Source organism: Gemmiger sp. An120 (assembly GCF_002160955.1).
GTDB lineage: Bacteria > Bacillota > Clostridia > Oscillospirales > Ruminococcaceae > Gemmiger_A > Gemmiger_A avium.
This window is the reverse complement of sequence record NZ_NFLN01000030.1, coordinates 1-26,040: the sequence shown is the minus strand read 5'-3', so window position 1 is coordinate 26,040 and position 26,040 is coordinate 1. Positions and strand designations below refer to the sequence as shown.

Below are 26,040 nucleotides of genomic sequence, written 5' to 3'. Positions count from 1 at the left end.
TTTTGCTGTAGTGCGGTTGGCGTTACCCGCTTCTATTTTAGCAAAAGGAGGTTCTTTTTTTCCGTATCAACGCTCGTGCTATATTCGCCCACAAGCATAGCTTGTGGTTCTTATATGAAACGAAAAGAGCGGCCCCCGCATGGGGGCCGCTCTTTTGTCTGTCACAGGCTCAGATCCCGGCGGCAGAAGATCGCCGTTCCCAGTCCGTAGAGAACCAGTGCAGCCCCGGCCAGCGCCGCCACCATCCAAAGGTGGGCGGTGCCCTCGCTCAGGGCCATCGGATCGTACAGGGTCAGCGGGGTGAAAAACCGTAGCGCCTCCCAGGCTTCGTCCATGCCGGCCAGCATGTCCAGCAGCAGGAACAGCACGCAGAGCCCGCCGCCCGCGCCGGTGGCCAGCCGACTGTCCGGCACGGCGCAGCCGGCCAGAAAGCAGATGGCGGCCAGCAGCTGCAAAAGGGCCCACAGCCCCAGGTTCATCCAGAGAAACCGTTCCATTTCCAGCTCGCCGGGGAACATCCCCTCCGCCAGGGCCAGCCCCAGCCCGGCAATCCACAGGCACAACAGGGTCACCGCGGCGGAAAGCGCCGCCGCCTGGGTGGCCGCCAGCTTGCGCCGGGGCAGCGGCGCGGCCAGCAGCCAGGCCATGGAGCCCCGGTCGATCCACCGCACCATAAACCGGCTGTTCAGCAGCAGGATCAGCACCAGCGGTAAAGCCAGATACAAAAATCCGTACAGATAGTTGGCCAGGAACGCGGCCAGCGTGCTGCCCGGATTGGCCATACCAAAAGCCGCGAACATCTGGGGCATGGCCTCCATCATCATCTGCAGGCTTTCGCCCAGTTCCGGGTCAAACATGCTGGTCACCACACCGGCGTACATGGCCAGCACCGCCCCGATGATCAGAAAGGGCCGCCAGGCCGTGGCGGCATCCCGCCGCAAAAGGGTCCCGCTCATTGCCGCGCCTCCTTTTCATAGTACTGATAAAAGCTCTCTTCCAGCGTCAGGCCGTGGGCCTCCAGATCCCGCGCCCCGTATTCGGCACCCAGCGCCAGCAGGGCGGGCAGGCTTTCGCCGCCCTGCACCCGGGCGGTCAGCCGCACGCCCTCCGCCCGGGCGTCCGGCCAGCGGGCCGCCGCGGCCGCTGCCGTTTCCGGATCGGCAAAGGTGAATACATACCGGCGGCTCTTGCTGCGGCGCAGCTGCTCCATCGGCTGCACCGCTGCCAGCCGCCCGGCCCGCAGAACCGCCGCCCGGGTGCAGGTGCGCTCCACCTCTTCAAACAGATGGCTGGACAGCAGCACCGTGGCCCCCCGGGCCCGCGCCCGGCCGATCAGTTCCACAAACCGGCTCTGCATCAGCGGGTCCAGGCCGCTGGTGGGCTCGTCCAGAATCAGCAGCTTCGGTTCCCCCATCAGGGCGCAGACCAGCCCCACCTTCTGTTTGGTGCCCTTGCTCATCCGCCGGATGGGCTGGCGGGGGTCCAGCTCCAGCAGCCGGGCCAGCTCGTCCGCATCCCGGGTGTCCTTCCAGCCCCGCAGCCCGGCGGTGAACCGGATCATTCCCGCGCCGGTCAGTTCCTCCGGCAGCGCCAGTTCGCCCGGCAGATAACCTACCTGACGGTGCAGTTCACCCGCATGGGCAAAACAGTCCTGCCCGAACAGCCGAACCCGGCCCGCCCGGGGCTTGATGAATCCCATCAGGTGGCGGATGGTTGTGGTTTTGCCTGCGCCGTTGGGCCCGAGAAAGCCGAACACTTCCCCCGGTTCCACCGCAAAGCTCAGGTCGAACACACCCCGGCCCTGGCCGTAATCCCGGGTCAGATTCTGAATCTCGATCACCGGTGTACGCATTGGTATTCCTCCTTATAGGCCCAGCGGCGCAGCGCAGCGCACCAGACCCGGTATTCCTTCAAAATGTCGGACAACTCCAGCGGACGGCCCGCCATCAGCTGCCCGTGCAGATAGCCGTCGGTCATCCAGATCAGCATATCCAGCACCTGCCGCGGGTCCACCCCGGGGCGGAATTTGCTGGTGTCGATGCCGGAAAACCAGGTATCGTACAGCCCGTCCCGCATCCGGTTCATCCAGCTGCGCACCGCCGGGGCTACCTCCCGGTCGGAACAGTACCAGGCCCGCACCGCAAACTCCAGCACCCAGGGGGTGGCCTCAAACAGGGCCAGTTTCTGCTCCACCCCGGTGTCCATGATCTCGAAAAAATCGTGGATCTGTTCCACCTTGTTGCTGCGCATGTGCTGCTCAATCAGGTGGTACATGTACCGCAGCAGGTACAGATACAGGCTGCGCTTGTTGCGGAAATAGTAGAACAGCAGCCCTTTGGAGATGCCCGCCCGGGCGGCGATTTCATCGGTGCTGGCCCGTTTGTAGTCGCTGCTGCCGAATACTTCCAGCGCGGCCCGGGTGATGGCGGCCCGGCGGGCAGCAGGCAGCCGGGAAAACGGCGTGTCCATGGTCGTTCCTCCTCTTGCGGGATTGACCCGCCGGTCAATCCGTATGCCCTCATTCTACCGGATTGACTGAGATTTACAAGGCCCCCGCTCATAAATTCCCGCGCACCGGCACATACTGTTTTGGCAGGACAGGGGCGGCACGGGTGTGCCGCCCCCAAAATTCCGCCCGCCGCCCGGCGGGCCAAGGAGGGCGAAACCGATGCGAACCTTTCTGCGGCGGCTGGTGATGCTGCTGATCGTGCTGTGTGTGGCGTTTCTGGGGGTGGTGGGGTATACCTTCAGCTGTTTGCCGGATACCTTTCTGGTGGCGCAGGGGCAGCCCCTGACCATCGCGCCCATGCCCTGGGTACGCACCGCCGATACCGGCGATCAGGTGCTGCAGGCGTCCGCTGTGCCGGTGGGCGGCAGCTACAACACCACCCTGACCCTGTGGGGGGTGGTGCCGGTCAAAACCGTGCGCACCGTGGTGGTGGACCGGCGGGTGGTTACCGTCTGCGGCAGTTCGTTCGGGGTCAAGATGTTTTCCGACGGGGCGCTGGTGGTGGGATTCAGCGATATCCGCTCCGCCTCCGGTTACTGCAATCCCGCCCGGGACGCGGGCCTGGAAATGGGGGACTGGATTTTGTCGGTAAACGGCAGCCGGATCACCGGCAACGACGATCTGCGGGCTGCCATCCAGGCGGCGGGCTCCGATCCCTGCACCGTGGTGTATGAGCGGGACGGGGTACAGGCGGTGACCAACCTGACCCCGGTGGCGGATCTGTCGGACGGCAATTTCCGCGCCGGCGTGTGGGTGCGGGATTCCTCCGCCGGGGTGGGCACCCTGACCTTTGTGGACAATACCACCGGGATGTTCGGCGGGCTGGGGCATTCCATCAGCGATACCGACACGGGGGAGAGCATCGTGCTGCGCAGCGGCGAGATCGTGCCGGTGGAGATCATCGGCTACGAGCCCGGTCAGGTGGGCGACCCGGGCCAGCTCAAAGGGCGGTTTGCCAGCCAGATCGCGGTGGGCACCGTGCTGGGCAACGACGCCACCGGCGTGTATGGTACCGTGCGCACCCTGCTGGGCGGCCAGGACATGACGGTGGCCCAGTCCCAGGAGGTGGAGGAGGGCCCGGCCCAGATCCTGACCACCATCGAGGGCACCGAGCCCCAGCTGTACGAGGTGGAGATCGAGCAGGTGACCCTCTCCCGCCAGGACCCGAACCGGAACCTGGTACTGCGGGTCACCGACCCGGATCTGCTGGCCACCACCGGCGGCATCGTGCAGGGGATGAGCGGCAGCCCTATCATCCAGAACGGCCGCCTGGTGGGGGCGGTGACCCATGTGCTGGTCAACGATCCCACCCGCGGCTATGGCATCTTTGCCGAGAATATGCTGGAAACGGCGGATGGGCTGGCAAAAGAGCAGGATGCCGCCGCATAAAAACGCAGGCTCACACCGATAGTACAGCGGTGTGAGCCTGCGTTTATAATTTGACCTGCAAACAAAAATCATGCCCGCAGGCGTTCTTCCTGCGCCCGGCGCAGCCGGTCAATCTCCCGGATAATAAAATCCACGTCCCGCCCCTCGGTAAGGCCCCACTCCTGTTCCAGCAGGGCCAACTGTTCCTGGCGGTTTTCGATGGCCTGCTTGTAGTCGCCCCGGATTTCGTGAATCTGTGCCGCCATCTCCTGCGAATCGGTGTATTTCGGGGCGGGCTGCAGCTGCTGGGCTTTCCGCGCGTACCGGAGAGCTTCGTCATAGTGGCAGGCGGCGGCCATGGCATCCGCCATACAGGCAAAGGCCAGCCAGTCTTCACTGTGCTCCGCCAGCATCCGGTTCCAGATCGTCTGTGCTGCTTCCTGGTCACCTCGCTGCCAGCAGATCCTGCCTTGGTAAAAGGCGGCCCGGCAGCTGTTGTCCTGCTGTTGCAGCGCGTCGCAGACGGTTTGGGCCTCGTCCAGACGACCGTCCGCCAACAGTTCGTCCAGCAGCCACAGATACCCACCTGCATACGTAGGATGGTCGCACACGAATTGCTGGTAATAGGCAATGCGCCGGCTGTGGTTGGCAAAGTTCCAGTCCGGTACTGTCCCTTCCTGAGCCCGGCGCAGGTTGTTGTGGTTCTGCTTGAGCTCTGGTTCCCGTTTCAGGGCTTCCCGGGCGTAGAACTCGGCAGTTTTCCGCCAGGCATCGGCCCGGTGATTGAACAATTCAGCCAAAAGCCGCAAAGCATCGCTTCGTACCGATTCCTCTTCCAGCTTTCCTTTCAAAAACAGTTCAGCCTGTCGGTATTCCTCCCCGGTCAGTGTCTCCTGCCTTTCCAGCATGTGGGCGATGCGGTCAAATTGCGCCTGTTCCGAAAAGTCAAACAGATCGTCAATTCGGCATCCAAAGTAGACCGCGATCAGGGGCAGCAGCTGGATATCCGGCATAGAGATGTCATTTTCCCACTTGCTTACCGTTTGGCAGGCAATATGCAGAGCCTTGGCCAGTGCGTCCTGGGTAACGCCTTTTTGCAGCCGCAGTTGTTTAATTTTTGTTCCGAGCGTAGTTTTCATGATACAGCCCTCCGTACAACAGAATTACTCTCAGAAACCGGCGGCCGCCTGTTTCTTTAATGCCAGTATACAGGCTTATGTACTGAACAACAAGGACGCAAACGGCGAGTTCGGTTGCCAAAACGGCGAGTCGGCAGCGCTGCGACCGCCAGAATCCTCCGCCCCGTTCCCCGCCGCTTCGACGGCTGGCGGGCGAGAGGGGGCGAAACCCGCTGCTGCCGGGTGATTTTCTGTCGAGAAAAAATCCAAAGAAAAATTTGGAATCTATTGCACAAATTGGAAATAACTGGTAAAATCTACTCCAGACAAGGAAATCCGCCGCAACGGAGAACTAATGGAGGAGAAGACAATGGAAAAGATTCGATTTTTGATGACGGACATCGGCGCGGCCACCGAGGCCTGCCGCGGCGCGCTGGAACAGAAGGGCGTGGACGTATCGGTATGCGAGCGTGACGGGGAGGCGGCGCTGCGCTGCCTGCTGGAACAGCGGCCCCGGGCGGTGCTACTGGAAGCCTTCATGCCGGGGCTGGACGCGCTGGCGGTCAAGCAGCGGTACGCGGCGGCGGGCGGCGGCAACACCGTGTTCTTCGTCACCGGCAATTTCCGCAACGAGGATCTGGAACAGGAATTGCTGGAAAGCGGATTTTCTTTCTACTTCGTCAAACCCTTTGATGAAACGGTGCTGGCGGCCCGGGTCATGCGGGCGGCGGGAATGCCGCCCCGGCCCCGCATCGCGGTGGACAACGACGAGGCGGCGGTCACCGAGATTCTGCACCAGATCGGGGTGCCGGCCCATATCAAGGGCTACAAATTCCTGCGGGACGCCATCCTGCTGACCATGGCCGACCCGGAGTACATCAACGCCGTGACCAAACGGCTCTATCCGGAGATCGGCAAGATGAACGGCACCACCGCCAGCCGGGTGGAGCGTGCCATCCGCCACGCCATCGAGGTGGCCTGGGACCGGGGCGATGTGGACACGCTGAATATGTATTTCGGCTATACCATCCACAACCTGCGGGGCAAACCCACCAACTCGGAGTTTATCGCCATGATCGCCGACCGGATGCGGCTGGACAAAAAGCAGCGGATCGGTTAAAAACGCAGCGGATTTTCCACCAAAAACACCGTGTATGTGGAAAACGGGAGAGGATTTTTGCGTCCTCTCCCGTTTTGCGTTGCGGGGCGCAGTCTGGATTTTTTTGCCGGATACCTATATAATAATACACATACTGGATAGGCGGCCTATTTGCCGCGGAAAGAGGTGCCCCATGACCGAGACCGTTACCGCCGTGATCGTGGCCGCCGGGTCGTCCACCCGGATGGGCTTTGACAAACTGGCTTATACCTGGCAGGGCCGCAGCGTACTGGAACGCAGCGTGCAGGCTTTTGACCGGCATCCGCTGGTCGGCGAACTGGTGCTGGTGGCGGGGCCGGGCAACCGGGAACGGGCCGAGGCCATCGCCGCCGCCTGCCGCCTGCCCGCCAGGGTCGTGGAGGGGGGCGCCACCCGGGCCGAGAGTGTGCGCCGGGGGGCGCTGGCCGCCTCCGGGCAGCTGCTGGCCATCCATGACGCGGCACGCCCCTTTGTGAGCGAAAAGGTTATCACCGCCGCGCTGGAGGGAGCCGCCCGCTGTGGGGCCGCCGCCCCCGCCGTGCCGGTAAAGGACACGGTCAAGGTGGCCCGGGACGGCCGGGTACAGTCCACTCCGGACAGGGCGGCACTGTTTGCGGTGCAGACCCCCCAGTGCGTGGACCGGGCCCGTTACCTGGCCGCGCTGGAAACGGTGGATTACGCCGCCCTGACCGACGACTGCCAGGTGATGGAACAGGCCGGCTGCCCGGTGCTGCTCACCACCGGGGACTACGCCAACTACAAAATCACCACCCGGGAGGATCTGCCCAAGGAGGATACCGCAATGGATATGCGAGTGGGACACGGATACGACGTACATAAGCTGGTGGAGGGCCGCCGCCTGATCCTGGGCGGGGTGGACATCCCCTATGAAAAAGGCCTGCTGGGCCATTCCGACGCGGACGTGCTGGCCCATGCGATCATGGATGCGCTGCTGGGCGCGGCCGGGCTGGGGGACATCGGCCGGCATTTCCCGGATTCCGACCCGGCCTACAAAGGGGCGGACAGCCTGAAACTGGCTTCCCACGTGGCGGCGCTGCTGGCCAAAGAGGGCTGGACGGTGCAGAACGTGGATGCCACCATCCTGTGCCAGGCGCCCAAGCTGGCCCCCCATATCCCCACCATGATGGTCAACCTGGCCGCGGCGCTGAACCTGCCCGAGGGCCGGGTGCACGTGAAAGCCACCACCGAGGAAAAGCTGGGCTTTACCGGCGCGGGGCAGGGCATCGCCGCCCATGCGGTGGCGCTGCTGACCCGGTAAAATTGCGGCAAAGGCATTTTCAAGCACAGGGCAGTGTGCTATACTAAAGTTTAAGTGTGGCCCCGCGGGGGCCAAGCCCCGGACAGGAGGAAGCGGATTTGTTCAGCCAGATATTGCAGAACGAGTTTATTTCGGATTTTATCAATAACCTGAAAGCCAGCGATTTGCGGGACGTGCTGGACATCCTGATCGTGACGCTGGTGGTCTACGGCATCCTGAACCTGGTGCGCAAGACCCGGTCGGGCCAGCTGGCCCGGGGCGCGCTGCTGCTGCTGGTGGTCTACGCGGTGGCGGATACCTTCCGGTTCCGCACGGTGGCCTATCTGCTGCAGAACGTGCTGCAGATCGGTCTGCTGAGCCTGGTGGTGGTCTTTCAGCCGGAGATCCGCCGGGCGCTGGAACAGGTGGGCCGCACCGACCAGTGGGCCGGCAACCTGTTCAAGATGCACCGCAGCGACGATGCCACCGTGCGCGCCAAATGGAAAAACGCCATCGTGGCGGTGTGCGACTCGGCCGAGCAGCTCAGTGAAGAGCGCACCGGCGGCCTGATCGTTATGGAGCGGGGCACCAACCTCTCTGAAATCATCCGCACCGGCACCCTGATCAACGCGGATGTGACCCTGGAACTGCTGGGCACCGTCTTTTACGAGGGTACCCCCCTCCACGACGGCGCGGTGGTCATCCGGGACGGCGTGCTGAAAGCTGCCGGCTGTGTGCTGCCCCTGTCCAACAACCTGGAGATCAGCAAGGACATGGGCACCCGACACCGGGCCGCTTTGGGCATGAGCGAAAACTCCGACGCGGTAATCGTGGTGGTCAGTGAGGAGACCGGGATTATCTCCCTGGCGAAGAACGGCGTTCTGATCCGCCGCCTGGACCGGCAGAACCTGTTCAACCTGCTGATGGAAGAGATCGTGCCGCCTGAAATGGAGAAAAAGACAAAGAAACAACCTTTCTGGAGAAAGAAACATGAAAAAGTTTAAGTGGGAGAAACTGTGGGGCGACCGGCGCTTCCTGCTGCTGCTGAGCCTGGGCATCGCGGTGCTGCTCTGGCTGTACGTGACCATGTCGGTCATGCCCAACACCAGCACCACCCTGAGCGGCGTGCCGGTGGACTTTGACTACGATTCCGCCAAATACACCACCCTGGGGCTGGACATTGTGAATGAGCCCTCCTACACCGTGGACCTGAGCCTTTCCGGCGACGGTTCGGTGCTGGGTGCGGCCCGGGCCTCCGACTTTGTGGTCTATCCGGACTACTCCTCGGTCAAGGGGGCCGGCAGCCAGATCCTGAACCTGAATGTGAAGATCATCAACCCGGATCTGGAAAACCGGGTCACCGCCACCATCGAGCGGGGCCGCCGCACGGTGGACGTGGTGTTTGACACCATCCTCACCAAGACCCTGCCGGTCACGGTGGAGACCAGCGGCCTGCACATTGCCGAAGGCTACTCGCTCAACAAGGTCAGCAGTTCGCCCTCGGAAATCACCATCACCGGCCCCTCCACCGAGGTGTCCCAGGTGACCGCCGTGGTGGCGCCGCTCTCGATGGAGGGCGAGCTCAGCGAATCCCAGCTGGTACAGGTACCGCTGGAGATGCGGGACGCCAACGGCAAAACGCTGGATCTGCCCTACACCACCATGGAAGACGACATCGTGGACGTGACGGTGTCGGTCTACAAGCAGGTGGAACTGCCGCTGGTGGTCAACTTCATCAACGTGCCCAGCTACTTTGATGTGAACACCCTGCAGTACAGCCTGAGCCAGGAGACCCTGCTGGTATCCGGGCCGGAACGGGTGGTCAACAACCTGACCGAGCTGTCGGTGGGCTCTTTCGACCTGTCCACCTTCTCGCTGGATAAGGATTACCAGATGAATGTGGAACTGCCGGACGGCATCGTCAGCAACGAGAACGTCAGCAGCGTCACCCTGAGCTTCGATACCACCGGTATGAGCGAGCGCAGCTTCAACGTCAGCCAGATCAGCGTGATCAATGTGCCCGCCAACTACCAGGTGGAGGTCACCACCAAGCGGATCAACAATGTGGTGCTGGTGGGCCCGGAGGAGGATCTGGAACAGCTTTCCGCCGGCAGCATCGAAGCCCGCATCAACGCCGAGGATCTGCAGGTGGCAGTGGGCACCCAGACGGTGGCCGTGCAGATCCAGGTACCCTCCAATCCGCGGGTGTTCGCCATCGGCACCTATACCGTTACCTGCAACATCACATCACGATGAGGAATCCATGCTCTATGTACGCAACATCCGCCTGCCGCTGACCGCGCCGGTCGCGCAGGCGCAGGCCCGGGCCCTGCGCACGCTGGGGATCAGCGCGTCGCAGGCCGCCCGGTGCGAGGTGGCGCGCCTGTCGGTAGACGCGCGCCGCGGCCATCCCGTGCTGGTGTATACCATCGCGGTCACACTCAAAGACGAGGGTGCGGAACCGGCCTTGGCCGGCTCCGCGCCCTGCGTTGCTATCGCCCCCCGGCAGCCGCTGGTGCTGGGCCGGGGCACAAAAACCCTGCCCCACCGGCCGGTGGTCTGCGGCCTGGGCCCCGCCGGGCTGTTCTGCGCCCTGGTGCTGGCCCGGCAGGGCTACCAGCCTCTGGTGCTGGAACGGGGCCCCGCCCTGGACGACCGGGTGCGGGCGGTGGAACAGTTCAGCGCCACCGGTATCCTGAACCCCAACGCCAACATCCAGTTCGGCGAGGGCGGCGCGGGCACCTTCTCGGACGGCAAGCTGACCACCCGCATCGGGGACGCGCTCTGCGGCTTTGTCACCGAAACCCTGCTGGAACACGGCGCCCCCGCCGATGTGGCCTGGCGGCAGAAACCCCATGTGGGCACCGATCTGCTGCGAGGGGTCATCCGCTCCATCCGGGGCGAGATCGAGGCCCGGGGCGGCCAGGTGCTGTTCAACACCCGGCTCACCGGTCTGTACCGGGACGCGGCCGGGCGGCTGCGGGGCATTGAAACCACCGCCGGGTCCATCCCCTGCGAGGCGCTGGTGCTGGCGGTGGGGCACTCCGCCCGGGATACCTTCGATATGCTCATGGCCCAGAACCTGCCGCTGGTCTGCAAACCGTTTTCGGTGGGCATGCGGGCCGAACACCCCCAGACCGCCATCGACCGGGCCCTCTACCACGAGGCGGCGGGCCATCCCGCCCTGCCGGTGGGGGAATACCAGCTCAGCGTCCATGTGGGCAGCCGGTGCGTGTACAGCTTCTGCATGTGCCCCGGCGGCCAGGTGGTGGCTGCCGCCAGTGAGGAGGGCGGCGTGGTCACCAACGGCATGAGCTACCACGCCCGCGCCGGGACCAACGCCAACGCGGCGGTAGTGGTCAGCGTAGACGGGGCGGATTTCCATGAGGACCCGCGGCAGGCCATCGCTTTCCAGCGGGGGCTGGAACAGGCGGCCTTTGCCGCTGGGGGCGGCGGCTATGCGGCCCCGGCCCAGACCATGAACGGGTTCCTGGCCCAGAAAGCGGCGCTGGACCTGAAACGGGTGCAGCCCACCTACGACCGGGGCGTGACGGCGGCAGACCTGAACCGGCTTTTGCCGGAGGAACTGGCCGCGGCCCTGCGCCAGGGCCTGGCGGGTTTTGACCGCAAGCTGAAAGGCTACACCGCGCCGGATACGGTGCTTACCGGCCTGGAAACCCGCACCTCCAGCCCGGTGCGGCTGCTGCGGGGGGAGGACTTTATGTGCACGGCCCTGCCGGGGCTGTATCCCTGCGGCGAGGGGGCCGGCTACGCGGGCGGCATCGTGAGCGCCGCCGTGGACGGGGTGCGGGTAGCCCGCGCCCTCTGTGAGGAGTACGCGCCGCCCGAACCGGCGGTGGAGGGAGAGTATAAGGAATGAGTGGAAAAAACAGCGGCAAAAATTTCAACCAGGACGACCTGGGCGCGATCCTGAACGACGCGGCCCATGTGTTCAAGGAGTCGGTAGCCCCGGCCCTGGCCCAGGCGGGCCGCGAGGTGGGCAGCGTCATTGAAAAGACCGCCCGGGATATCTCGGCCCAGCAGCAGGCGCAAAACGCCCAGCGGCAGGCGGAACGGGAGCGTCAGCGGGCCGCCATGGCCGAACAGATCGCCGCCCGGCAGGCCAAAGCCGCCGAGCAGCGCCGTCTGGCCGCCCGGCACAACAGCTTTGTGGGCCGGCAGCTGGTCTACGGCGTGACCGGCGCCTTTGCCTGCTTTATCGCCATGAGCCTGGGGATAAGCGCGCTGGGCTCTCTGCTGATGCTGGAACTGGTAAGCGCGGTGATCGGCGGCGTAATGGCCGGGGCCGCGCTGCTGCTGGGCATTCACCTGATCCGGATGTCCAGCGGGATGCGCCGGGCGGAAAGCTATCTGAAATTCATGGACGGCTGGGTGGGCTGTACCCTGGCCGAACTGAGCCAGCATACCCGTCTGCCGGTGAGCCGGCTGGCCGAGGATCTGTCCTGGCTGATCAAGCACCGGGTTCTCACCGGGGTCTGGCTGGATCTGGACGGCGAGATTCTGTTCACCGACGCCAGCGCCTACCAGGAGTATCTGGCCCAGCGCCGCGGCGCCGCCAAGCAGGACGAAAAGGCCGCCCCCACGGATGAATCCGCCGAGGCGGTGCTGGCCCAGGGCCGCAGTTTCCTGCGCCAGACCGCCCAGCTGCGCACCATGATCGAGGACGTGCAGGTGCATGCCCGGGTGGTGCAGATGGAGCAGATCGTGCAGAACCTGCTGGACTGGGTGCAGGAGAATCCGGGCGGGGCGTCCAAGCTGCGCCGCCTGACCCGGTACTATCTGCCCACTACCCTCAAGCTGCTGCGCACCTATACCTCGGTGGATGACAACCCGGGCGAAAAGGCCCGGCAGATCTGCCAGGAGATCGACCGCATTCTGGACACGGTGAACCAGGCGCTGCTCCAATTGCAGGATACCCTGCTGGAGGATACCGCCCTGGACGTGTCCGCCGAGATCAGCGCGCTGGAGTCCATGCTGGCCCAGGAGGGCCTGACCGGGCCCAGCCTGGATATGGCGGGGTCCGCCCCCTATGTGCCCGGGGTCAAGGGCAACGACGGCCGGCTGTAACCGCTGGCTCAAGAATCTGGAGAAACGGGAGAGAACAGGATCCATGGGATATTCGGTATGGCAAGTACAACAGGCGGACCCCCGCCGCGCGGCCTCGCTGGCCGCGGCGATCGGCGCGCCCGGCCTGCTGGCCCGGGTGCTGGTGGCCCGCGGGCTGGACACCCCCGAAAAGGCCATGGCCCTGCTGGGGCAGAACGCCCCGCTGTCCGACCCGTTCCGGCTCAAGGATATGGACAAGGCGGTGGCGCGCATCCTGCGGGCCATCGATGAAGAAGAGCCCATGGTGGTGTTCGGAGACTACGACGTGGACGGGGTCACCGCCACCGCCCTGCTCTACCAGCATCTGCGCAACATGGGCGCCAAGGTGCGGTGCATGCTGCCCAGCCGGGAGGGGGACGGCTACGGCCTGTCCGCCGCCGCGGTGGAAAAGCTGGCCGCCAAGGGCTATAAACTGATCGTTACGGTGGACAACGGCATCAGCGCCGTGGAGGAAGCCGCCCTGGCCGCCCGGCTGGGGGTGGATCTGGTCATTACCGACCACCATCTTCCGCCGGAAACGCTGCCCCAGGCGGTGGCGGTGGTGGACCCGGCCCGCCCGGACGACGACAGCCCCTATAAGACCCTCTGCGGGGCAGGGGTGGCCTTTAAGCTGTGCGCCGCGCTGGACGGCTGCGCGCCGGAAGAACTGCTGGATTTCTGCGGCGACCTGGCCGCCATCGGCACGGTGGCGGACGTGATGCCGCTGGTGGGGGAGAACCGCACCCTGGTACAGGCCGGGCTGCAGGTTCTGCAGAACCCCGACCGCCCCGGTCTGATGGCCCTGATCGAGAGCGCCGGCCTGGGCGATAAACCCCTGACCGCCGAAAACATCAGCTATGCCCTGGCCCCGCGCATCAACGCGGCGGGCCGGATGGGCAGCCCCGCCCGGGCGCTGCAGCTGCTGCTGTGCGAAGACTGGGAACAGGCCCAGGCCCTGGCGGAAGACCTGAACCATTGCAATCAGGAGCGTCAGGCCGCCGAGCAGAAAATCCTGGAGGAGGTGCAGGCCCGGCTGGCCGCCGACCCCTCCTTGCTGCGGGACCCGGTGCTGCTGCTCTGGGGCGAGGACTACCACCCCGGCGTGATCGGTATTGTGGCCAGCCGCCTGGTGGAAAAATACGGCCGCCCCGCCATTCTGGTCAGCATCCAGAACGGGGAGGGCCGGGGCTCCGGCCGCAGCGTGGCGGGCTTTAACCTGCACGCAGCCATCTCCGCCTGCGGGGATCTTCTGATCCGGTATGGCGGGCATGCCCTGGCGGCGGGCCTGTCGGTGGAGCCGGCCCGCCTGCCGGAACTGCGCCGCCGCCTGAACGACTGGGCCCGGGCCCGCTGCCCGGTGCCGCCCGCCCCCACCCTGGCGCTGGATCTGGCCGTGCGGCTGGATGAGATCACGGTGGAAGATGTGGAAAGCCTTTCCTGGCTGGCCCCCTGCGGGGCGGGCAACCCGGCCCCGCTGTTCCTGGTGCGGGACGCCCAGGTGGAAGCCGTCTACCCGGTGGGGGACGGCCGCCACAGCCGGCTGCGCCTGCGGCAGGGAACCGGCACCCTGTATGCGGTGTATTTCGGGTATTCGCCCGCCCAGCTGCCCTGCCGTGCGGGCGAGAGGGTGGACGTGGCCCTGTCCCTGAGCGTTTATGACGGGAAAAACGGTCCCCAGCTGTCCGGCCGCATCCGGGAACTGCGCCCGGCCGGGCTGGACGGGGCCTTTGTGGAACAGGCTTCCTGGTTTGAGGCGCTGCAGGGGGGCGCGCCGCTGACCGGGCAGCAGAAAGCCGTCCTGCGCCCCGAGCGGGCCGATACGGTGACGGTGTATCGCATGGTACAAAGCGGCGCGGTGAGCGCCGACGATTCGCTGGGCCTGTTCGCCGCGGTAGGGGGCGGCAAGGCGGGAAAAGCGCTGGTCAGCCTGGAGGCGCTGCGGCAGCTGGGCCTGGTGGAGGCCCGCACCCTGCCGGACGGCCGCCGCCGCTGGGCCCCGGTGCCCGCAGCCCAAAAGCAGGATCTGGCCAGCGCGCCGATCCTGCGGCAACTGGAGGAGTGAGAGGTTATGGAACAACGCTATATCACCTATGAAGACCTGAAACAGGCGGCGGTGGAATCCGGCCGCTCCTACGACATGGCCATGCTGGACAAGGCCTATGCCCTGGCCGAAAAGGCCCACAACGGGCAGAAGCGCCGAAGCGGTGAGCCCTATATCTGCCACCCGCTCCATGTGGCCCGCATCCTGATCGACCTGGGCCTGGACACCGAAAGCCTGTGCGGCGCGCTGCTGCACGACGTGGTGGAGGACACCAGCGTTACCCTGGCCGAGATCGAAAGCCAGTTCGGGGCGGACGTGGCCCGTCTGGTGGACGGCGTCACCAAGCTGACCAAGATCCAGTTTTCCTCGGTGGAGGAGCAGCAGGCCGAAAATCTGCGCAAAATGCTGCTGGCCATGAGCCAGGACGTGCGGGTCATGCTGATCAAGCTGTGCGACCGGCTGCACAACATGCGCACCGGCGACGCCTGGCCCGAGCAGAAGCGCCGGGACAAGGCCCTGGAAACCATGGAGGTCTACGCCCCCATCGCCCACCGGCTGGGCATCAGCAACGTCAAGGAAGAACTGGAAGACCTGAGCCTGCACTACCTGGATCCGGTGGGCTACGACGAGATCAAGCGGCTGCTCTCCGGCAGCGGCGGCGAGGAATTCGTCAAGAACGTGGCCGGGGTCATCAAGGAGCGTCTGGCCGAAAACGGCATGCCCAACGCCACCATGAAAAGCCGGGTCAAGAGCGTCTACGGCATCTACCGGAAGATGTTTATCCGGGGCAACAGCTTTGAGGAAATCTACGACGTCTACGCCGTGCGGATCATCCTGGACACGGTGGCCGAGTGCTACAACGCGCTGGGCGTGATCCACGATATGTTCCATCCGCTGCCCAACCGGTTCAAGGACTATATCTCCACCCCCAAGCCCAATATGTACCAGTCCCTGCACACCACCGTCATCGGGCACGAGGGCATCCCCTTTGAGGTGCAGATCCGCACCTGGGAGATGGACCAGATGGCCGAGTACGGCGTGGCGGCCCATTGGAAATACAAGGCCGGCATCCAGGGCAGCGACAAGCTGGAGGAGCGCCTGGCCTGGGTGCGCCAGCTGCTGGAAAGCCAGCGGGAAAGCGACGACGCCAGCAGCATCCTGCAGGACATCAAGAGCGATCTGCTGCCGGAGGAGGTCTTTGCCTTTACCCCCCGGGGCGACGTGATCAACCTGCCCGCCGGTGCCACCGCCATCGACTTTGCCTATGCGATCCACTCGGCGGTGGGCAACCGGATGGTGGGTGCCAAGGTGAACAACCGCATTGTGCCCATCGACCATAAGGTCAACACCGGCGAGATCATCGAGATCATCACCGGCCCCGCCGACAAGGGCCCCAGCCGGGACTGGCTCAAGATCGTGCGCACCAGCGAGGCCAAGAACAAGATCCGCAACTGGTTCAAAAAGGAGCGGCGGGAAGAAAACATCGCCACCGGCCGGGATGCGCTGGAAAAGGAGATGCGCCGCAACCTGATCACCGTGCCGGCCGACAAGTGGGACGATTTCATGGCCGAGATTGCCCGCCGCCAGCGGGTCAACAGCGTGGAAGAACTCTACGCCGCCATCGGCTACGGCGGCATCCAGCTCAGCCGCCTGATGGGCAAGATCAAGGACGAATACCAGAAACTGCGCGCCGCCGAACCGCCCAAGATGATGCTGGAGGATATCCCCATCAAAAAGACCCGGGGCAGCGACGGCGTGGTGGTGGAAGGCATCGACAACTGCCTGATCAAGTTTGCCAAGTGCTGCAGCCCCCTGCCCGGCGACGAGATCATCGGCTTTATCACCCGGGGCTTCGGCGTGTCCATCCACAAGCGGGACTGCAGCAACGTGCAGGCCAGCCTGACCGATCCCTCCAACGAGGGCCGCTGGGTGCGCGCCTACTGGGAAGACAACGTGCAGGAGAACTTCAAGGCCACCCTGGAGATCTTTGCCACCGACCGCGACGGCCTGCTGGGGGATATCGCGGTGGCCCTGGGCGAGCTGCGGGTGCCCATCTATGCCCTGAACGCCCGCCAGGCCGACAACGGCCGGGCCTCCATGTCGGTGACCCTGGGCATCACCAACACCGAACATCTGAACAACGTACTGGCCAAGCTGCGCAAGATCCGGGACGTGCTGGCCGTGACCCGCGTGTAAGCGGAGAAAGGAACTGCCCATGCGTGCTGTGATCCAACGGGTCAGCGGCGCCTCGGTGGTGGTGGACGGGGGCGAACCCCGTTCCATCGGCCCCGGCCTGGTGATCCTGCTGGGGGTGGGCGAGCAGGACACCCTGGACGTGGTGCCCAAGCTGGCGGAAAAATGCGCCCACCTGCGCATCTTTACCGACAAGAACGACAAGCTGAATCTGAGCGCCGTGCAGCTGGGGTATTCCGCCCTGGTGGTCAGCAACTTCACCCTTTACGGGGACGCCCGCAAGGGCAAGCGCCCCAGCTTTTCCGCCGCCGCCAAACCGCCCCTTTCGGTGGACGCCTACGAGCTGTTCCTGGCCGAGATGAACAAGCAGGGCCTGGCCGATGTGCAGCACGGGGAGTTCGGCGCGGATATGCAGCTTACCCTCACCAACGACGGCCCGGTCACCATCCTGATCGACACCGACCAGTGGTAAAACGGCCCCAAAGCAAGGAGGAACGCCTGTGAAACTGCTTCATCTCACCGGGCCCGCCCCCTATTTTACCAACAGCTTTCTGCTGGTGAGCGGGGGCGAGGCCGCCATCATCGACCCGGCGCCGGACGCCGCCCGCTTTGCCCCGCTGCTGGAAAAGGAGAACGCCCGGCTCACCCATATCCTGCTCACCCACGGGCACTTTGACCATGTGTACGGGCTGGACAGCGTGCGCGCCGCCTGGCCCGCCGCCCGCCTGTGCCTGTTCCGGGCCGACGCCGTCGGCACCGAGGACCGGCCGGTCAAGGAAAGCCCGGAGATCCTCTGGCTCACCGACGGCCAGACCCTTACAGTCGGGCAGGCGGAACTCACCGTGCTGCACACCCCCGGCCACACCCCCGGCTCCTGCTGCTGGCTGTGCGAGGGGGTGCTGGTGTCGGGGGATACCCTGTTTGCCGGCAGCGCCGGACGCACCGATCTGCCCGGCGGCGACTGGGAGACCCTGATGCGCAGCCTGCGCCGCCTGGCCGACGACCCGGCCCTGCCGGACGAGCTGCGGGTGCTGCCCGGCCACGGGGCCTTTACCACCCTGGGGCTGGAACGGGCCCAGAATCCCTATATGAAAGGCTGACACTATGAACATCGTCATCACCGGCCTGGCCTCGGTTTACGAACCGGAAAACGTGGCCCGGCTGTTCTATCCCCAGGGGCGGCTGCTGGCTGCCCGTCCCGCCGGCCGGGACGACCTGGTGCTGGCCCGGGCGGGCCGCCGCCACCTGCTGGCCGCCGTGCGGGAAAACGGCCGCTGCGCCTGGCTGCGCCGTCCGCTGGCCCCCGGCCAGGACCCGGAGTATGCCCTCACCGATCTGGTCTACCAGCTGCTGGTGGGCTTTACCGGGGTGCGCCCGCCCTGGGGCTCCATGACCGGGGTGCGCCCGGTGCGCATTATCCACGACAGCCGGGCCCGCGGCCTGTCGGAAGAAGCCATCCGCTCCCGGTTCGTGGACCGCTACCACTGCACCGAGGAAAAATACCGGCTGGCCCTCTCCATTGCCGACCTGCAGCGGCCGGTGATGGCCGCCGCCCGGCCCCGGGACTGCAGCCTGTACATTGGCATCCCGTTCTGCCCCTCCCGGTGCAGCTACTGCAGCTTTGTGTCCCGCACCATCGAGCGGGAGCATAAACTGGTGCAGCCCTATGTGGACGCTTTGTGCCGGGAAATCGAGGAGATGCGCCGCCAGATCGATGCCTGCGGCCTGACCCTCAAAACCATCTACATCGGCGGCGGCACCCCCACCAGCCTGTCCGCCGGCCAGCTGCGCCAGCTTATGGGCAAGGTGCGGGAACTGTTTGATCTGTCCGGCCTGGAAGAATACACGGTGGAGGCGGGCCGCCCCGACTGCACCGACGCGGAGAAGCTGGCGGTGCTCAAGGAATACGGCGCCACCCGCATCTCCATCAACCCCCAAACCTTCTCGGACGAGGTGCTGGCGGGCATCGGCCGCCGCCATACCGCCGCCGATATCGAGCGCTGCTACGCCGAGGCCCGGGCCGCGGGCCATACCAACATCAACATGGACCTGATCGCCGGCCTGCCCGGGGAGACGGTGGAGGGCTTCACCGCCAGCCTGCGCCGGGCCATCGAGCTGAACCCGGAAAACATCACCGTGCATACCCTGACCCTCAAGCGGGCCTCCAACCTGGTGATCGACAAGGCCCGGGACGAGTACGGCGACGTGGCCGAGATGCTGCACGCCTGTTCCGCCCTGGCGGACGCGGGCTACCGGCCCTACTACCTCTACCGGCAGAAGGGCACCCTGCAGAACCTGGAAAACACCGGCTGGTGCAAACCGGGCTTTGAGGGGCTGTACAACATCTACATTATGGAAGAGGTGCATACCATCCTGTCGGCCGGCGCGGGCGGCTCCACCAAGCTGGTGCAGCCCGGCGGCGACCACATCCAGCGCATCTTCAACTATAAGTACCCCGCGGACTACATCAATGGTTTTGCTACCGTGATGGACCGCAAAAAAGGAGTGAGTGAGTTCTATGCCCGCTATCTGGATCCCGAAACGACTGGTTGAGACCAGCCTGATCAACACCGCCGCCGAAAGCGCCAAAAGTTTCGTCTCCCACTGCGAGATCGAGTATGAAAGCCGGGTATACGCCGCGGCGGGCGAGGTGCTGGCCAGCGGCTGCCATGTGGTGATGCTCACCGGCCCCTCCGCCTCCGGCAAGACCACCAGCGCCCACAAGCTGGCCGCCGCCCTGGAGCGTCGGGGCTGCCCGGCCCAGGTGGTCAGCCTGGATAACTTCTATCTGAACCTGAACGACTACCCCCGCCTGCCGGACGGTACCAAGGATTACGAAAACATCACCGCCCTGGACATCCCCGCCATCCACACGGTGCTCAGCCAGCTGCTGACCCGGGGCGAGGCCGAGCTGCCGGTGTTCGATTTCACCACCGAGTACCGCAAGCCCGAAACCGAGCACATCAACCTGAACGGGGGCGTCTGCGTGGTGGAGGGCATCCACGCGCTGAACCCCATCCTGACCGAAACCCTGCCCCGGGACAAGGTCTACAAGATCTACGCGGGCCTGCGGGAGGAATACTCCCACAAGGGCCAGCGGGTACTGCCCACCCGGGATATCCGCCTGGCCCGCCGTATGGTGCGGGATTACAAGTACCGGGGCCACAGCCTGGAAAAGACCCTGGGCATGTGGAGCAGCGTCTGCGCCGGCGAAGACCGGTTTATCAAGCCTTTCAAGGTGGAGGCCGACCTGCTGCTGGACACCTCCTTCAGCTACGAGCCCTGCCTGCTGGCCGGGCAGATTGCGCCGCTGGCGGGCAAGCTGCCGGACGACAGCCCCCTGGCCGAGATGCTCAACAGCCTGGCCGGGCGGTTTGCCCTGTGCGACCCGCTGAGCCTGGATCTGGTGCCCGCCGACAGTATGCTGCGGGAATTCCTGGGCTGAAAGCTGCCGCTTGCGTCCCGGGGGCCGGGGCGGTATAATACAGGTAATTCCAAACCAAACAACGGGCGCACAGCCCGGGAATGAGAGGTGCTTTCGCATGAATCTGGATCTGAACCGTATTCTGGACGCCGGTGTTGAGGTGGCCCAGAGCGTAAAGGTAGCCGCCGTAGACCTGGCCGACAAGGGCAAGAGGCAGGTGGAGCTGCTCAACGCCCAGAACAAGCTGGCCCGTGCGCAGCGTCAGCTGGGCGCGCTGGTCTACAGCCTGATCCGCAGCGGGGAAGAAAACCGCGAACTGGTGGACAAGTACGTCCAGGCCATCGCCGCCATCGAAGCGGAGATCGACCGCATCAAGGCCCAGCCGGAGTTCACCCCCGCCGCTGCCTCCGCCGAAAAGGCGGAGCGTCATTGCCCCCAGTGCGGCGCCGAGGTGGAAGAGGATGCCCTCTTTTGTCATCGGTGCGGGGCACAGCTCTAAGCCCGCGCTGGGCGGCGCGCTGGTGATCCGGCGCACCCGCCCGAAACGTCCCGAATAAGGCAGGCTCCCCGGCGCTCGCCGGGGGGCTTTTGGCGTCGGGTATCCGGTCCCAAAAACCGCTTGTTCCTGCCATTTTGGCGGGTTTTGCGGCAGCCGGTGTGCTGGAAATGCTTAACATCTGTTCAAATACTGTGACTTTCCGTATAAAATACTTGCAAACCGGCAAAGTGTACTGTAAAATGGTAAAAGTCGATTTTTCGTTTGCAGACGGCAGGCCGCAAAGCCGCGCCGCCGGGAGGTGCCCTCTATGGTGGAGTTTACGCCCAAAACCCGGTATGATATCCGGGACCTGCTGGAGATCGTGCGCCTGCTGCGCGCGCCCGGCGGCTGCCCCTGGGACCGGGCCCAGACCCATGAGAGCATCCGGGCCAATTTCCTGGAGGAGACCTACGAGGCGGTGGACGCCATCGACCTGAAGGACGCCGACCTGCTGCGGGAAGAATTGGGCGATGTGCTCATGCAGGTTGTGCTGCATTGCCAGATGGAGACCGAACAGGACCGGTTCACCTTTGACGATGTGTGCAACGAGCTGTGCCAGAAGCTGGTCTACCGACATCCCCATGTGTTCGGGGAGGCGCAGGCCGCCGGCGGCGAACAGGCCCTGGCCAACTGGAACGAGCGCAAGAATACCGAAAAAGGCCGCAACAGCGCCCGGGACGATCTGGAAAGCGTGCCCGCCGCCCTGCCCGCTCTGATGCGGGCGGCCAAGCTGCAGAAGCGGGCTGCCGGGCGGGGCGTTCCCGCGCCGGATGCCGCCGCCGCGCTGGACCGGCTGCAGGCCGGGCTGGACAATATGCGCCGGGCCCTGGCCGCTGGCGAAACCGCTGGTGTGGGCGGGCTGCTGTTTGATACGGTGGCATTGGCCCGTGCCCTGGGGCAGGAGCCGGAAGAAGCGCTTACCCGCGCGGGCACTGCCTTTACCCGCCGGGTGGAGGCCTGTGAGGACGCCGCCCTGGCTGCCGGAACCACCCTGGCCGGGGCCGCACCGGAAGCCCTGGCCGTCTGCTGGGGGCAAGAATCAACGCAAGCTTCAGAGTAATCGCTCTGTGCTGATAAAATTTTGGAGGTTGAATTATAATGACCAAAGTTGAACTGATCGCTAAGGTTGCCGCCGAAGCTGAAATCACCAAGAAGGATGCCGAGAAGGCTGTCAACGCTGCTCTGGACGCTATCACCGAGGCCCTGAAGGCCGGTGACAAGGTTTCCCTGGTGGGCTTCGGCACCTTCGAGACCCATGAGCGTGCCGCCCGTTCCGGCATCAATCCCCGCACCAAGGAGCCCATCGAGATCGCCGCTTCCGTGGCTCCCGTGTTCAAGGCCGGCAAGGCCCTGAAGGACGCCGTTTCCAAGTAAGCGATCCGTTTTCCGGGCCCTGCCGCACCGCTGCGGCGGGGCCTTTTCTGTAAAAACAGGAGGCAGCGTATGCGTATTGATAAATATCTTAAGGTCAGCCGCCTGATCAAGCGGCGCACCGTGGCCAACGAGGTGGCCGACGCAGGCCGCATCCTGGTCAACGGCAAGCCCGCCAAGGCCAGCTATGCGGTCAAGGTGGGGGATGAGATCGAGATCACCTTCGGCAATCGTCCGGTCAAGGTGCGGGTGCTCAGCGTAGATGCGCCCGCCGGCAAGGACGTGGCCCGGGAGATGTACGAGGTGCTGGAGGGTTGAGTCCCTCCGGCATTTTTTTGTGCGCGGGCGCATACGTTTGTAGCACAAGAAAGGCAGGTGCCCGTATATGCAGCAGCGCAGCCCGGCTCCCGCGGCCCCGGCGCAGGCCCGGCAGCCCCATACCCTGATCGTGGAAAACCGGGGTTCCATCAGCGCCACCGGCGTGACCCGCATCGTCAGCTGTGACGAAAACGGCGCGGTGCTGGAAACCAGCCAGGGGATTCTTACCATCGGCGGCCAGGAGATCCGGGTCAGCGAGCTCAGCGCCCAGACCGGCGAACTGCGGATCTTCGGCCGGATCGACTATCTGCAGTATACCGAGCCCCGCCCCACCGCCGGCGGCTGGCTGCGGCGGCTGGTACGCTGACCGCGATGGGCCTGGCGGCGGATCTGTCCGCCTGCCTGGCGCTGGGGGTGCTGCTGGCCGGGATGCTGCTGGCCGGGCGGGCGGTGCTGGGCGGCACAAAGGCCGCCCGGTTTGTGCTGGATGTGGCGGGCTTTGCGCTGGCGGCGGTGCTGCTGTGCGGGTTTTCGGCCACCCGCAGCGCGGCGGGGGCGCTGCGCTGGTATATGCTGCCGGCCCTGGCCGCCGGGCTCTGGGCCGGCTGGCTGACCCTGGGGCCCGCCGTGCTGTATGCCGCCCGTCTGGCCCGCTGGGCGGCGGCGCTGCCCTTTGCGCTGGCGCTGCGGCTGGCCATTCTTCCCGCCGGGGCCCGGCTGGGCGGTTTTACCAGGGACAAATGGCGCAAAATCCGCTCCCGAAGCCGGAAAAGACGGAAAAAACGGTTGCAAAAAAATGCCGGGTTGTTGTATAATTCAAATTAACTGAAACGTCTGTTTTCTGCAACAGCGTCCCAGGGAAGGGGGCCCCGTGGTGAAACGCAACAAGCACTTTATGTCCCGGATGTTTTTCTGGGCGGCGGCGGTCTGCGCAGGTACCTACCTGATCGTAGGCATTGTGGTGAACCAGGTCTCCATCAGCTCCAAACAGCAGGCGCTGGCCTCGGTCCAGCAGCAGCTGGAACAGCAGCAGGCGGAAAACGAAGAGTTGGAGCGCGTGCTCACCAGCGGCAGCGAGGAGGAAATCGTGGAGCGGGTCGCCCGCGACCGGCTGGGCTATGCCCGCCCGGATGAGCGGGTCTTTGTGGACGTCAGCGGCAGCTGAACAGGCGGCAGGGGACGTTGCGGTCCCTGCCAGTAAATCAAACAAAAGGGGATTCTTGCGTGCAGTTAGAGGTTGGAACGATTGTAGAGGGCACCGTCAGCGGCGTGAAAAAGTTCGGGGCGTTCGTCACCCTGCCGGAGGGCAAAACCGGCATGGTACATATCTCCGAGGTATCGAATGAGTTTATCCAGGACCTGTCGGCCGTATTGAGCGAAGGCCAGACGGTCAAGGTCAAGATTATCAACATTGCGGAGGACGGCAAGATCGCGCTTTCCATCAAGCGCACCCTGCCCCCGCCGGAGCGTCCTGCCCGCGGGCCCCGTGGTCCCCGTCCCGCCCAGCGGGGCGGCCGTGCCGATACCGGCCGGGTCTGGCAGCCCAAGGCGCCGCAGCCCCAGGGCGATCTGAGCTTTGAGGATATGATGGCCCGCTGGAAGAGCCAGAGCGAGGAGAAGAACGCCGATCTCAAGCGGGTAACCGAGGCCCATCGCGGCGGCGGGTCCCGCCGGCGCTGAGAAGCGTTTTCACAAAAATATTTTTTTCGTCCCCGGCACAGCCTGCCGGGGGCTTTTTGCTGCCCTTTTTCGGCTTTTTGGTGAAAAAGTGCCGCTGCGGGGGGGGACTGGTATTTTTTGTGCATCTTTGCTATAATATAACCATCGAACGGGCGCCGCGTGGTCTGTTCGACCAAGCGCCGCCCGATAAAGGAGGCACAGGCATGAATATCGTATGTACCGGACGCAAAGTCAGTTTGAAACCCAGCTTCACCGATAAGGTGCAGGCACGGCTTGCCAAGCTGGACAAGTTCTTCTCCGCCGATGCACAGGCGCAGGTCACCGTAACGGTGGAAAAAAGCGGCCAGACGGTGGAGATCACGGTGCGTGACAAAGGCCTGATCCTGCGGGCCGAGAAACAGGCCCCCCGTATGGAAGATGCACTGGAAGATGCGGTGGATCTGCTGACCCGCCGCGTGGTAAAGAACCGCAAGCGCCTGGGCGACAAGCTCACCCGCGCCGTGGCGGACACCGTGCCGACGGAGGAGCCCGCCGACGAAGAGCCCTATCAGGTCATCCGTGAGAAGCACTTCCCGGTCAAGCCCTGCACCGTGGAGGACGCCATCCTGGATATGAACCTGCTGGGCCACAGCTTCTATCTGTTCCGGGATGCTGCCAGCGATGAGATCCAGCTGGTCTATCGCCGTGCGGACGGCAGCTACGGTGTGCTGATTCCCGAACGTTGAACCAACTGCCCGGGGCGCCTTGCAAAAGGCGCCCCTTTTGTTATGCTGCGCGCCGGTTGCCCAAACCGGGCGGATGTGGTACAATATCCCCGTATTTTCTGATTATCAAGGCCCTGTGGCCGGAAGGAGCATTTCTTTGAACTACCGACTGATCGCCCCCTGTTATTTCGGCACCGAGTCCACCGCCGCCTTTGAGGTGCGCCGCCTGGGCGCGGAGGATGTGCAGGTCACCGACGGGCGCATCGCCTTTTCCGGCCCGGCTTCCCTGATCGCCGAGGCCAACCTGAACCTGCGCTGCGCCGAGCGGGTGCTGCTGCTGCTCAAAACCTACACCGCCACCACCTTTGACGAGCTGTTCGACGGGGTCTACAGCGTGCCCTGGGAGGAGCTGATCCCCGCCAACGCCCAGTTCCCCGTCAAGGGCTCCAGCCTGTCCAGCACCCTGTCCAGCGTGCCTGCCTGCCAGAGCATCGTGAAAAAAGCGGTGGTGGAACGGCTCAAAAAGGGCCACCGGGTCAACCTGTTGCCGGAGGACGGCCCCCTCTACAAGCTGCGGTTCTCCCTGCGCAAAAACCAGGTGGAGCTCATGCTGGACACCACCGGCGACGGCCTGCACAAGCGGGGCTACCGCCGCAACGCCACCGGCGCCCCCATCAAGGAGACCCTGGCCGCGGCTATCGCGGACCTGGGCCGGGTCCGCCGGGACAGCCTGGTCTGCGACCCCTTCTGCGGCAGCGGCACCATGGTGATCGAGGCCGCCCAGAAGGCCATGAACATCGCCCCCGGCCTGCGCCGCCGGTTTGCCGCCGAGCGGTACAGCTTCTGCCCGCCCGCCCTCTGGGCCGCCGCCCGGGAAAAGGCCCTGTCGGAGATCCGGCGGGACGCCGCCTTTGAGGGCCGCGGCTGGGACATTGACCCCGCCGCCGTGGAGCTGGCCCGCCAGAACGCCAAGCTGGCCGGAGTAGGGGAGCGGTGCGTCTTTGCTCAGGCGGATGTGGCGGATTTTGCCCCGCCCGCCGAGGCCATCGTGCTTACCAACCCGCCCTACGGCGAGCGTCTGGGCGATCTGGACGAGGCCGCCCGCCTGGCCGGTGTGCTGGGCAAGCGCCTGGCTGCCCATCCGGTGTCCGGCACCTACGTGATCACCGCCGACGCGGATTTTGAAGCCCACTTCGGCAAAAAGGCGGTCCGCCGCCGCAAGCTGTACAACGGCATGATTCCCTGCCAGGTGTACATGTACTTCCCGCCCCGCC

27 protein-coding genes are annotated in these 26,040 nt (G+C 64.9%); 23 read left to right on the top strand and 4 right to left on the bottom strand.

What is annotated here, in order from left to right; translation table 11 throughout:
• Window positions 1-161: 161 nt before the first annotated feature.
• The 3 genes from B5E65_RS15105 to B5E65_RS15095 are packed head-to-tail and all read right to left on the bottom strand — an operon-like array spanning window position 162 to window position 2,469.
• Window positions 162-956 (bottom strand): ABC transporter permease subunit, encoded by a 795-nt coding sequence (locus tag B5E65_RS15105; protein WP_087172590.1) that lies wholly within the window; start codon window positions 954-956, stop codon window positions 162-164.
• A complete protein-coding gene (locus B5E65_RS15100) occupies window positions 953-1,852 on the bottom strand; it encodes an ABC transporter ATP-binding protein (protein WP_087172589.1) in 900 nt (299 codons plus the stop codon). The genes B5E65_RS15105 and B5E65_RS15100 overlap by 4 nt, the downstream gene beginning before the upstream one ends.
• Window positions 1,837-2,469 carry a TetR/AcrR family transcriptional regulator gene (locus tag B5E65_RS15095; RefSeq protein ID WP_087172588.1) on the bottom strand — a complete coding sequence of 211 codons (633 nt, stop codon included), beginning with the start codon at window positions 2,467-2,469 and terminating at the stop codon, window positions 1,837-1,839. Before B5E65_RS15095 ends, B5E65_RS15100 begins: the two co-directional genes overlap by 16 nt.
• A 199-nt stretch (window positions 2,470-2,668) precedes the next feature.
• On the opposite strand from B5E65_RS15095, the gene spoIVB reads away from it, so the two are divergent.
• A complete protein-coding gene (gene spoIVB, locus B5E65_RS15090; RefSeq protein ID WP_087172587.1) occupies window positions 2,669-3,898 on the top strand; it encodes a SpoIVB peptidase in 1,230 nt (409 codons plus the stop codon).
• Between the two features lie 68 nt (window positions 3,899-3,966).
• On the opposite strand, the gene B5E65_RS15085 is transcribed toward spoIVB, so the two are convergent.
• The gene (locus B5E65_RS15085; RefSeq protein ID WP_087172586.1) at window positions 3,967-5,016 is read right to left on the bottom strand and encodes a helix-turn-helix domain-containing protein; all 1,050 of its coding nucleotides are present in this window, start codon (window positions 5,014-5,016) and stop codon (window positions 3,967-3,969) included.
• A gap of 349 nt (window positions 5,017-5,365) precedes the next feature.
• Between B5E65_RS15085 and spo0A the strand changes: the two genes are divergently transcribed.
• The 22 genes from spo0A to B5E65_RS14980 form a co-directional block, all read left to right on the top strand.
• Window positions 5,366-6,115: a sporulation transcription factor Spo0A gene (gene spo0A / locus B5E65_RS15080; RefSeq protein ID WP_087172585.1), complete on the top strand. Its 750-nt coding sequence runs from the start codon at window positions 5,366-5,368 to the stop codon at window positions 6,113-6,115.
• 172 nt (window positions 6,116-6,287) lie between these two features.
• The gene (ispF, locus tag B5E65_RS15075) at window positions 6,288-7,412 is read left to right on the top strand and encodes a 2-C-methyl-D-erythritol 2,4-cyclodiphosphate synthase (RefSeq protein WP_087172584.1); all 1,125 of its coding nucleotides are present in this window, start codon (window positions 6,288-6,290) and stop codon (window positions 7,410-7,412) included.
• Between the two features lie 98 nt (window positions 7,413-7,510).
• Window positions 7,511-8,395: a diadenylate cyclase CdaA gene (cdaA, locus tag B5E65_RS15070; protein ID WP_242957582.1), complete on the top strand. Its 885-nt coding sequence runs from the start codon at window positions 7,511-7,513 to the stop codon at window positions 8,393-8,395.
• Complete coding sequence (locus tag B5E65_RS15065) at window positions 8,382-9,647, top strand: CdaR family protein (RefSeq protein ID WP_087172583.1); 1,266 nt, start codon at window positions 8,382-8,384, stop codon at window positions 9,645-9,647. The genes cdaA and B5E65_RS15065 overlap by 14 nt, the downstream gene beginning before the upstream one ends.
• Before the next feature lie 7 nt (window positions 9,648-9,654).
• On the top strand, window positions 9,655-11,271 hold the full coding sequence (locus tag B5E65_RS15060) for an NAD(P)/FAD-dependent oxidoreductase (RefSeq protein ID WP_087172582.1): 1,617 nt from the start codon (window positions 9,655-9,657) through the stop codon (window positions 11,269-11,271).
• Entirely contained in the window at window positions 11,268-12,479 is a 1,212-nt protein-coding gene (locus tag B5E65_RS15055) for a 5-bromo-4-chloroindolyl phosphate hydrolysis family protein (protein ID WP_087172581.1), read from the top strand. Before B5E65_RS15060 ends, B5E65_RS15055 begins: the two co-directional genes overlap by 4 nt.
• Window positions 12,480-12,522: 43 nt before the next feature.
• Window positions 12,523-14,559: a single-stranded-DNA-specific exonuclease RecJ gene (gene recJ, locus B5E65_RS16630; RefSeq protein WP_242957581.1), complete on the top strand. Its 2,037-nt coding sequence runs from the start codon at window positions 12,523-12,525 to the stop codon at window positions 14,557-14,559.
• A gap of 6 nt (window positions 14,560-14,565) precedes the next feature.
• Complete coding sequence (locus B5E65_RS16625) at window positions 14,566-16,734, top strand: RelA/SpoT family protein (RefSeq protein WP_242957580.1); 2,169 nt, start codon at window positions 14,566-14,568, stop codon at window positions 16,732-16,734.
• Between the two features lie 19 nt (window positions 16,735-16,753).
• Window positions 16,754-17,203: a D-aminoacyl-tRNA deacylase gene (gene dtd / locus B5E65_RS15045; protein ID WP_087172580.1), complete on the top strand. Its 450-nt coding sequence runs from the start codon at window positions 16,754-16,756 to the stop codon at window positions 17,201-17,203.
• A gap of 28 nt (window positions 17,204-17,231) precedes the next feature.
• Window positions 17,232-17,831, top strand: coding sequence for an MBL fold metallo-hydrolase (locus tag B5E65_RS15040; RefSeq protein ID WP_204655798.1), 600 nt, complete (start codon window positions 17,232-17,234; stop codon window positions 17,829-17,831).
• 4 nt (window positions 17,832-17,835) lie between these two features.
• Entirely contained in the window at window positions 17,836-19,284 is a 1,449-nt protein-coding gene (hemZ, locus tag B5E65_RS15035) for a coproporphyrinogen dehydrogenase HemZ (RefSeq protein ID WP_087172579.1), read from the top strand.
• On the top strand, window positions 19,250-20,176 hold the full coding sequence (locus B5E65_RS15030; RefSeq protein WP_087172578.1) for a uridine kinase family protein: 927 nt from the start codon (window positions 19,250-19,252) through the stop codon (window positions 20,174-20,176). Before hemZ ends, B5E65_RS15030 begins: the two co-directional genes overlap by 35 nt.
• A 97-nt stretch (window positions 20,177-20,273) precedes the next feature.
• The gene (locus tag B5E65_RS15025; protein WP_242957579.1) at window positions 20,274-20,654 is read left to right on the top strand and encodes a zinc ribbon domain-containing protein; all 381 of its coding nucleotides are present in this window, start codon (window positions 20,274-20,276) and stop codon (window positions 20,652-20,654) included.
• Window positions 20,655-20,961: 307 nt separating this feature from the next.
• Window positions 20,962-21,753 carry a nucleoside triphosphate pyrophosphohydrolase gene (mazG, locus tag B5E65_RS15020; protein ID WP_242957578.1) on the top strand — a complete coding sequence of 264 codons (792 nt, stop codon included), beginning with the start codon at window positions 20,962-20,964 and terminating at the stop codon, window positions 21,751-21,753.
• Window positions 21,754-21,791: 38 nt separating this feature from the next.
• A complete protein-coding gene (locus B5E65_RS15015) occupies window positions 21,792-22,067 on the top strand; it encodes an HU family DNA-binding protein (protein WP_087172576.1) in 276 nt (91 codons plus the stop codon).
• Window positions 22,068-22,136: 69 nt separating this feature from the next.
• Entirely contained in the window at window positions 22,137-22,382 is a 246-nt protein-coding gene (locus tag B5E65_RS15010) for an RNA-binding S4 domain-containing protein (protein WP_087172575.1), read from the top strand.
• 67 nt (window positions 22,383-22,449) lie between these two features.
• Window positions 22,450-22,749 carry a YabP/YqfC family sporulation protein gene (locus B5E65_RS15005; RefSeq protein ID WP_087172574.1) on the top strand — a complete coding sequence of 100 codons (300 nt, stop codon included), beginning with the start codon at window positions 22,450-22,452 and terminating at the stop codon, window positions 22,747-22,749.
• A 5-nt stretch (window positions 22,750-22,754) separates the two neighbouring features.
• Window positions 22,755-23,207: a hypothetical protein gene (locus tag B5E65_RS15000; RefSeq protein WP_087172573.1), complete on the top strand. Its 453-nt coding sequence runs from the start codon at window positions 22,755-22,757 to the stop codon at window positions 23,205-23,207.
• A gap of 49 nt (window positions 23,208-23,256) precedes the next feature.
• The gene (locus tag B5E65_RS14995) at window positions 23,257-23,547 is read left to right on the top strand and encodes a septum formation initiator family protein (RefSeq protein ID WP_087172572.1); all 291 of its coding nucleotides are present in this window, start codon (window positions 23,257-23,259) and stop codon (window positions 23,545-23,547) included.
• Window positions 23,548-23,606: 59 nt separating this feature from the next.
• On the top strand, window positions 23,607-24,062 hold the full coding sequence (locus tag B5E65_RS14990; protein WP_087172571.1) for a S1 RNA-binding domain-containing protein: 456 nt from the start codon (window positions 23,607-23,609) through the stop codon (window positions 24,060-24,062).
• Window positions 24,063-24,265: 203 nt separating this feature from the next.
• The gene (hpf, locus tag B5E65_RS14985) at window positions 24,266-24,787 is read left to right on the top strand and encodes a ribosome hibernation-promoting factor, HPF/YfiA family (RefSeq protein WP_087172570.1); all 522 of its coding nucleotides are present in this window, start codon (window positions 24,266-24,268) and stop codon (window positions 24,785-24,787) included.
• 136 nt (window positions 24,788-24,923) lie between these two features.
• Window positions 24,924-26,040, top strand: a 1,117-nt coding sequence (locus B5E65_RS14980) for a THUMP domain-containing class I SAM-dependent RNA methyltransferase (RefSeq protein WP_143403044.1), incomplete at its 3' end; no start/stop codon positions are given.

Bases quoted from the DNA above. Each gene is read 5' to 3' on its own strand.
- B5E65_RS15105 (WP_087172590.1), bottom strand. From the start codon at position 956: ATGAGCGGGACCCTTTTGCGGCGGGATGCCGCCACGGCCTGGCGGCCC.
- B5E65_RS15100 (WP_087172589.1), bottom strand. From the start codon at position 1,852: ATGCGTACACCGGTGATCGAGATTCAGAATCTGACCCGGGATTACGGC.
- B5E65_RS15095 (WP_087172588.1), bottom strand. From the start codon at position 2,469: ATGGACACGCCGTTTTCCCGGCTGCCTGCTGCCCGCCGGGCCGCCATC.
- spoIVB (WP_087172587.1), top strand. From the start codon at position 2,669: ATGCGAACCTTTCTGCGGCGGCTGGTGATGCTGCTGATCGTGCTGTGT.
- B5E65_RS15085 (WP_087172586.1), bottom strand. From the start codon at position 5,016: ATGAAAACTACGCTCGGAACAAAAATTAAACAACTGCGGCTGCAAAAA.
- spo0A (WP_087172585.1), top strand. From the start codon at position 5,366: ATGGAAAAGATTCGATTTTTGATGACGGACATCGGCGCGGCCACCGAG.
- ispF (WP_087172584.1), top strand. From the start codon at position 6,288: ATGACCGAGACCGTTACCGCCGTGATCGTGGCCGCCGGGTCGTCCACC.
- B5E65_RS15065 (WP_087172583.1), top strand. From the start codon at position 8,382: ATGAAAAAGTTTAAGTGGGAGAAACTGTGGGGCGACCGGCGCTTCCTG.
- B5E65_RS15060 (WP_087172582.1), top strand. From the start codon at position 9,655: ATGCTCTATGTACGCAACATCCGCCTGCCGCTGACCGCGCCGGTCGCG.
- B5E65_RS15055 (WP_087172581.1), top strand. From the start codon at position 11,268: ATGAGTGGAAAAAACAGCGGCAAAAATTTCAACCAGGACGACCTGGGC.
- recJ (WP_242957581.1), top strand. From the start codon at position 12,523: ATGGGATATTCGGTATGGCAAGTACAACAGGCGGACCCCCGCCGCGCG.
- B5E65_RS16625 (WP_242957580.1), top strand. From the start codon at position 14,566: ATGGAACAACGCTATATCACCTATGAAGACCTGAAACAGGCGGCGGTG.
- dtd (WP_087172580.1), top strand. From the start codon at position 16,754: ATGCGTGCTGTGATCCAACGGGTCAGCGGCGCCTCGGTGGTGGTGGAC.
- hemZ (WP_087172579.1), top strand. From the start codon at position 17,836: ATGAACATCGTCATCACCGGCCTGGCCTCGGTTTACGAACCGGAAAAC.
- B5E65_RS15030 (WP_087172578.1), top strand. From the start codon at position 19,250: ATGCCCGCTATCTGGATCCCGAAACGACTGGTTGAGACCAGCCTGATC.
- B5E65_RS15025 (WP_242957579.1), top strand. From the start codon at position 20,274: ATGAATCTGGATCTGAACCGTATTCTGGACGCCGGTGTTGAGGTGGCC.
- mazG (WP_242957578.1), top strand. From the start codon at position 20,962: ATGGTGGAGTTTACGCCCAAAACCCGGTATGATATCCGGGACCTGCTG.
- B5E65_RS15015 (WP_087172576.1), top strand. From the start codon at position 21,792: ATGACCAAAGTTGAACTGATCGCTAAGGTTGCCGCCGAAGCTGAAATC.
- B5E65_RS15010 (WP_087172575.1), top strand. From the start codon at position 22,137: ATGCGTATTGATAAATATCTTAAGGTCAGCCGCCTGATCAAGCGGCGC.
- B5E65_RS15005 (WP_087172574.1), top strand. From the start codon at position 22,450: ATGCAGCAGCGCAGCCCGGCTCCCGCGGCCCCGGCGCAGGCCCGGCAG.
- B5E65_RS15000 (WP_087172573.1), top strand. From the start codon at position 22,755: ATGGGCCTGGCGGCGGATCTGTCCGCCTGCCTGGCGCTGGGGGTGCTG.
- hpf (WP_087172570.1), top strand. From the start codon at position 24,266: ATGAATATCGTATGTACCGGACGCAAAGTCAGTTTGAAACCCAGCTTC.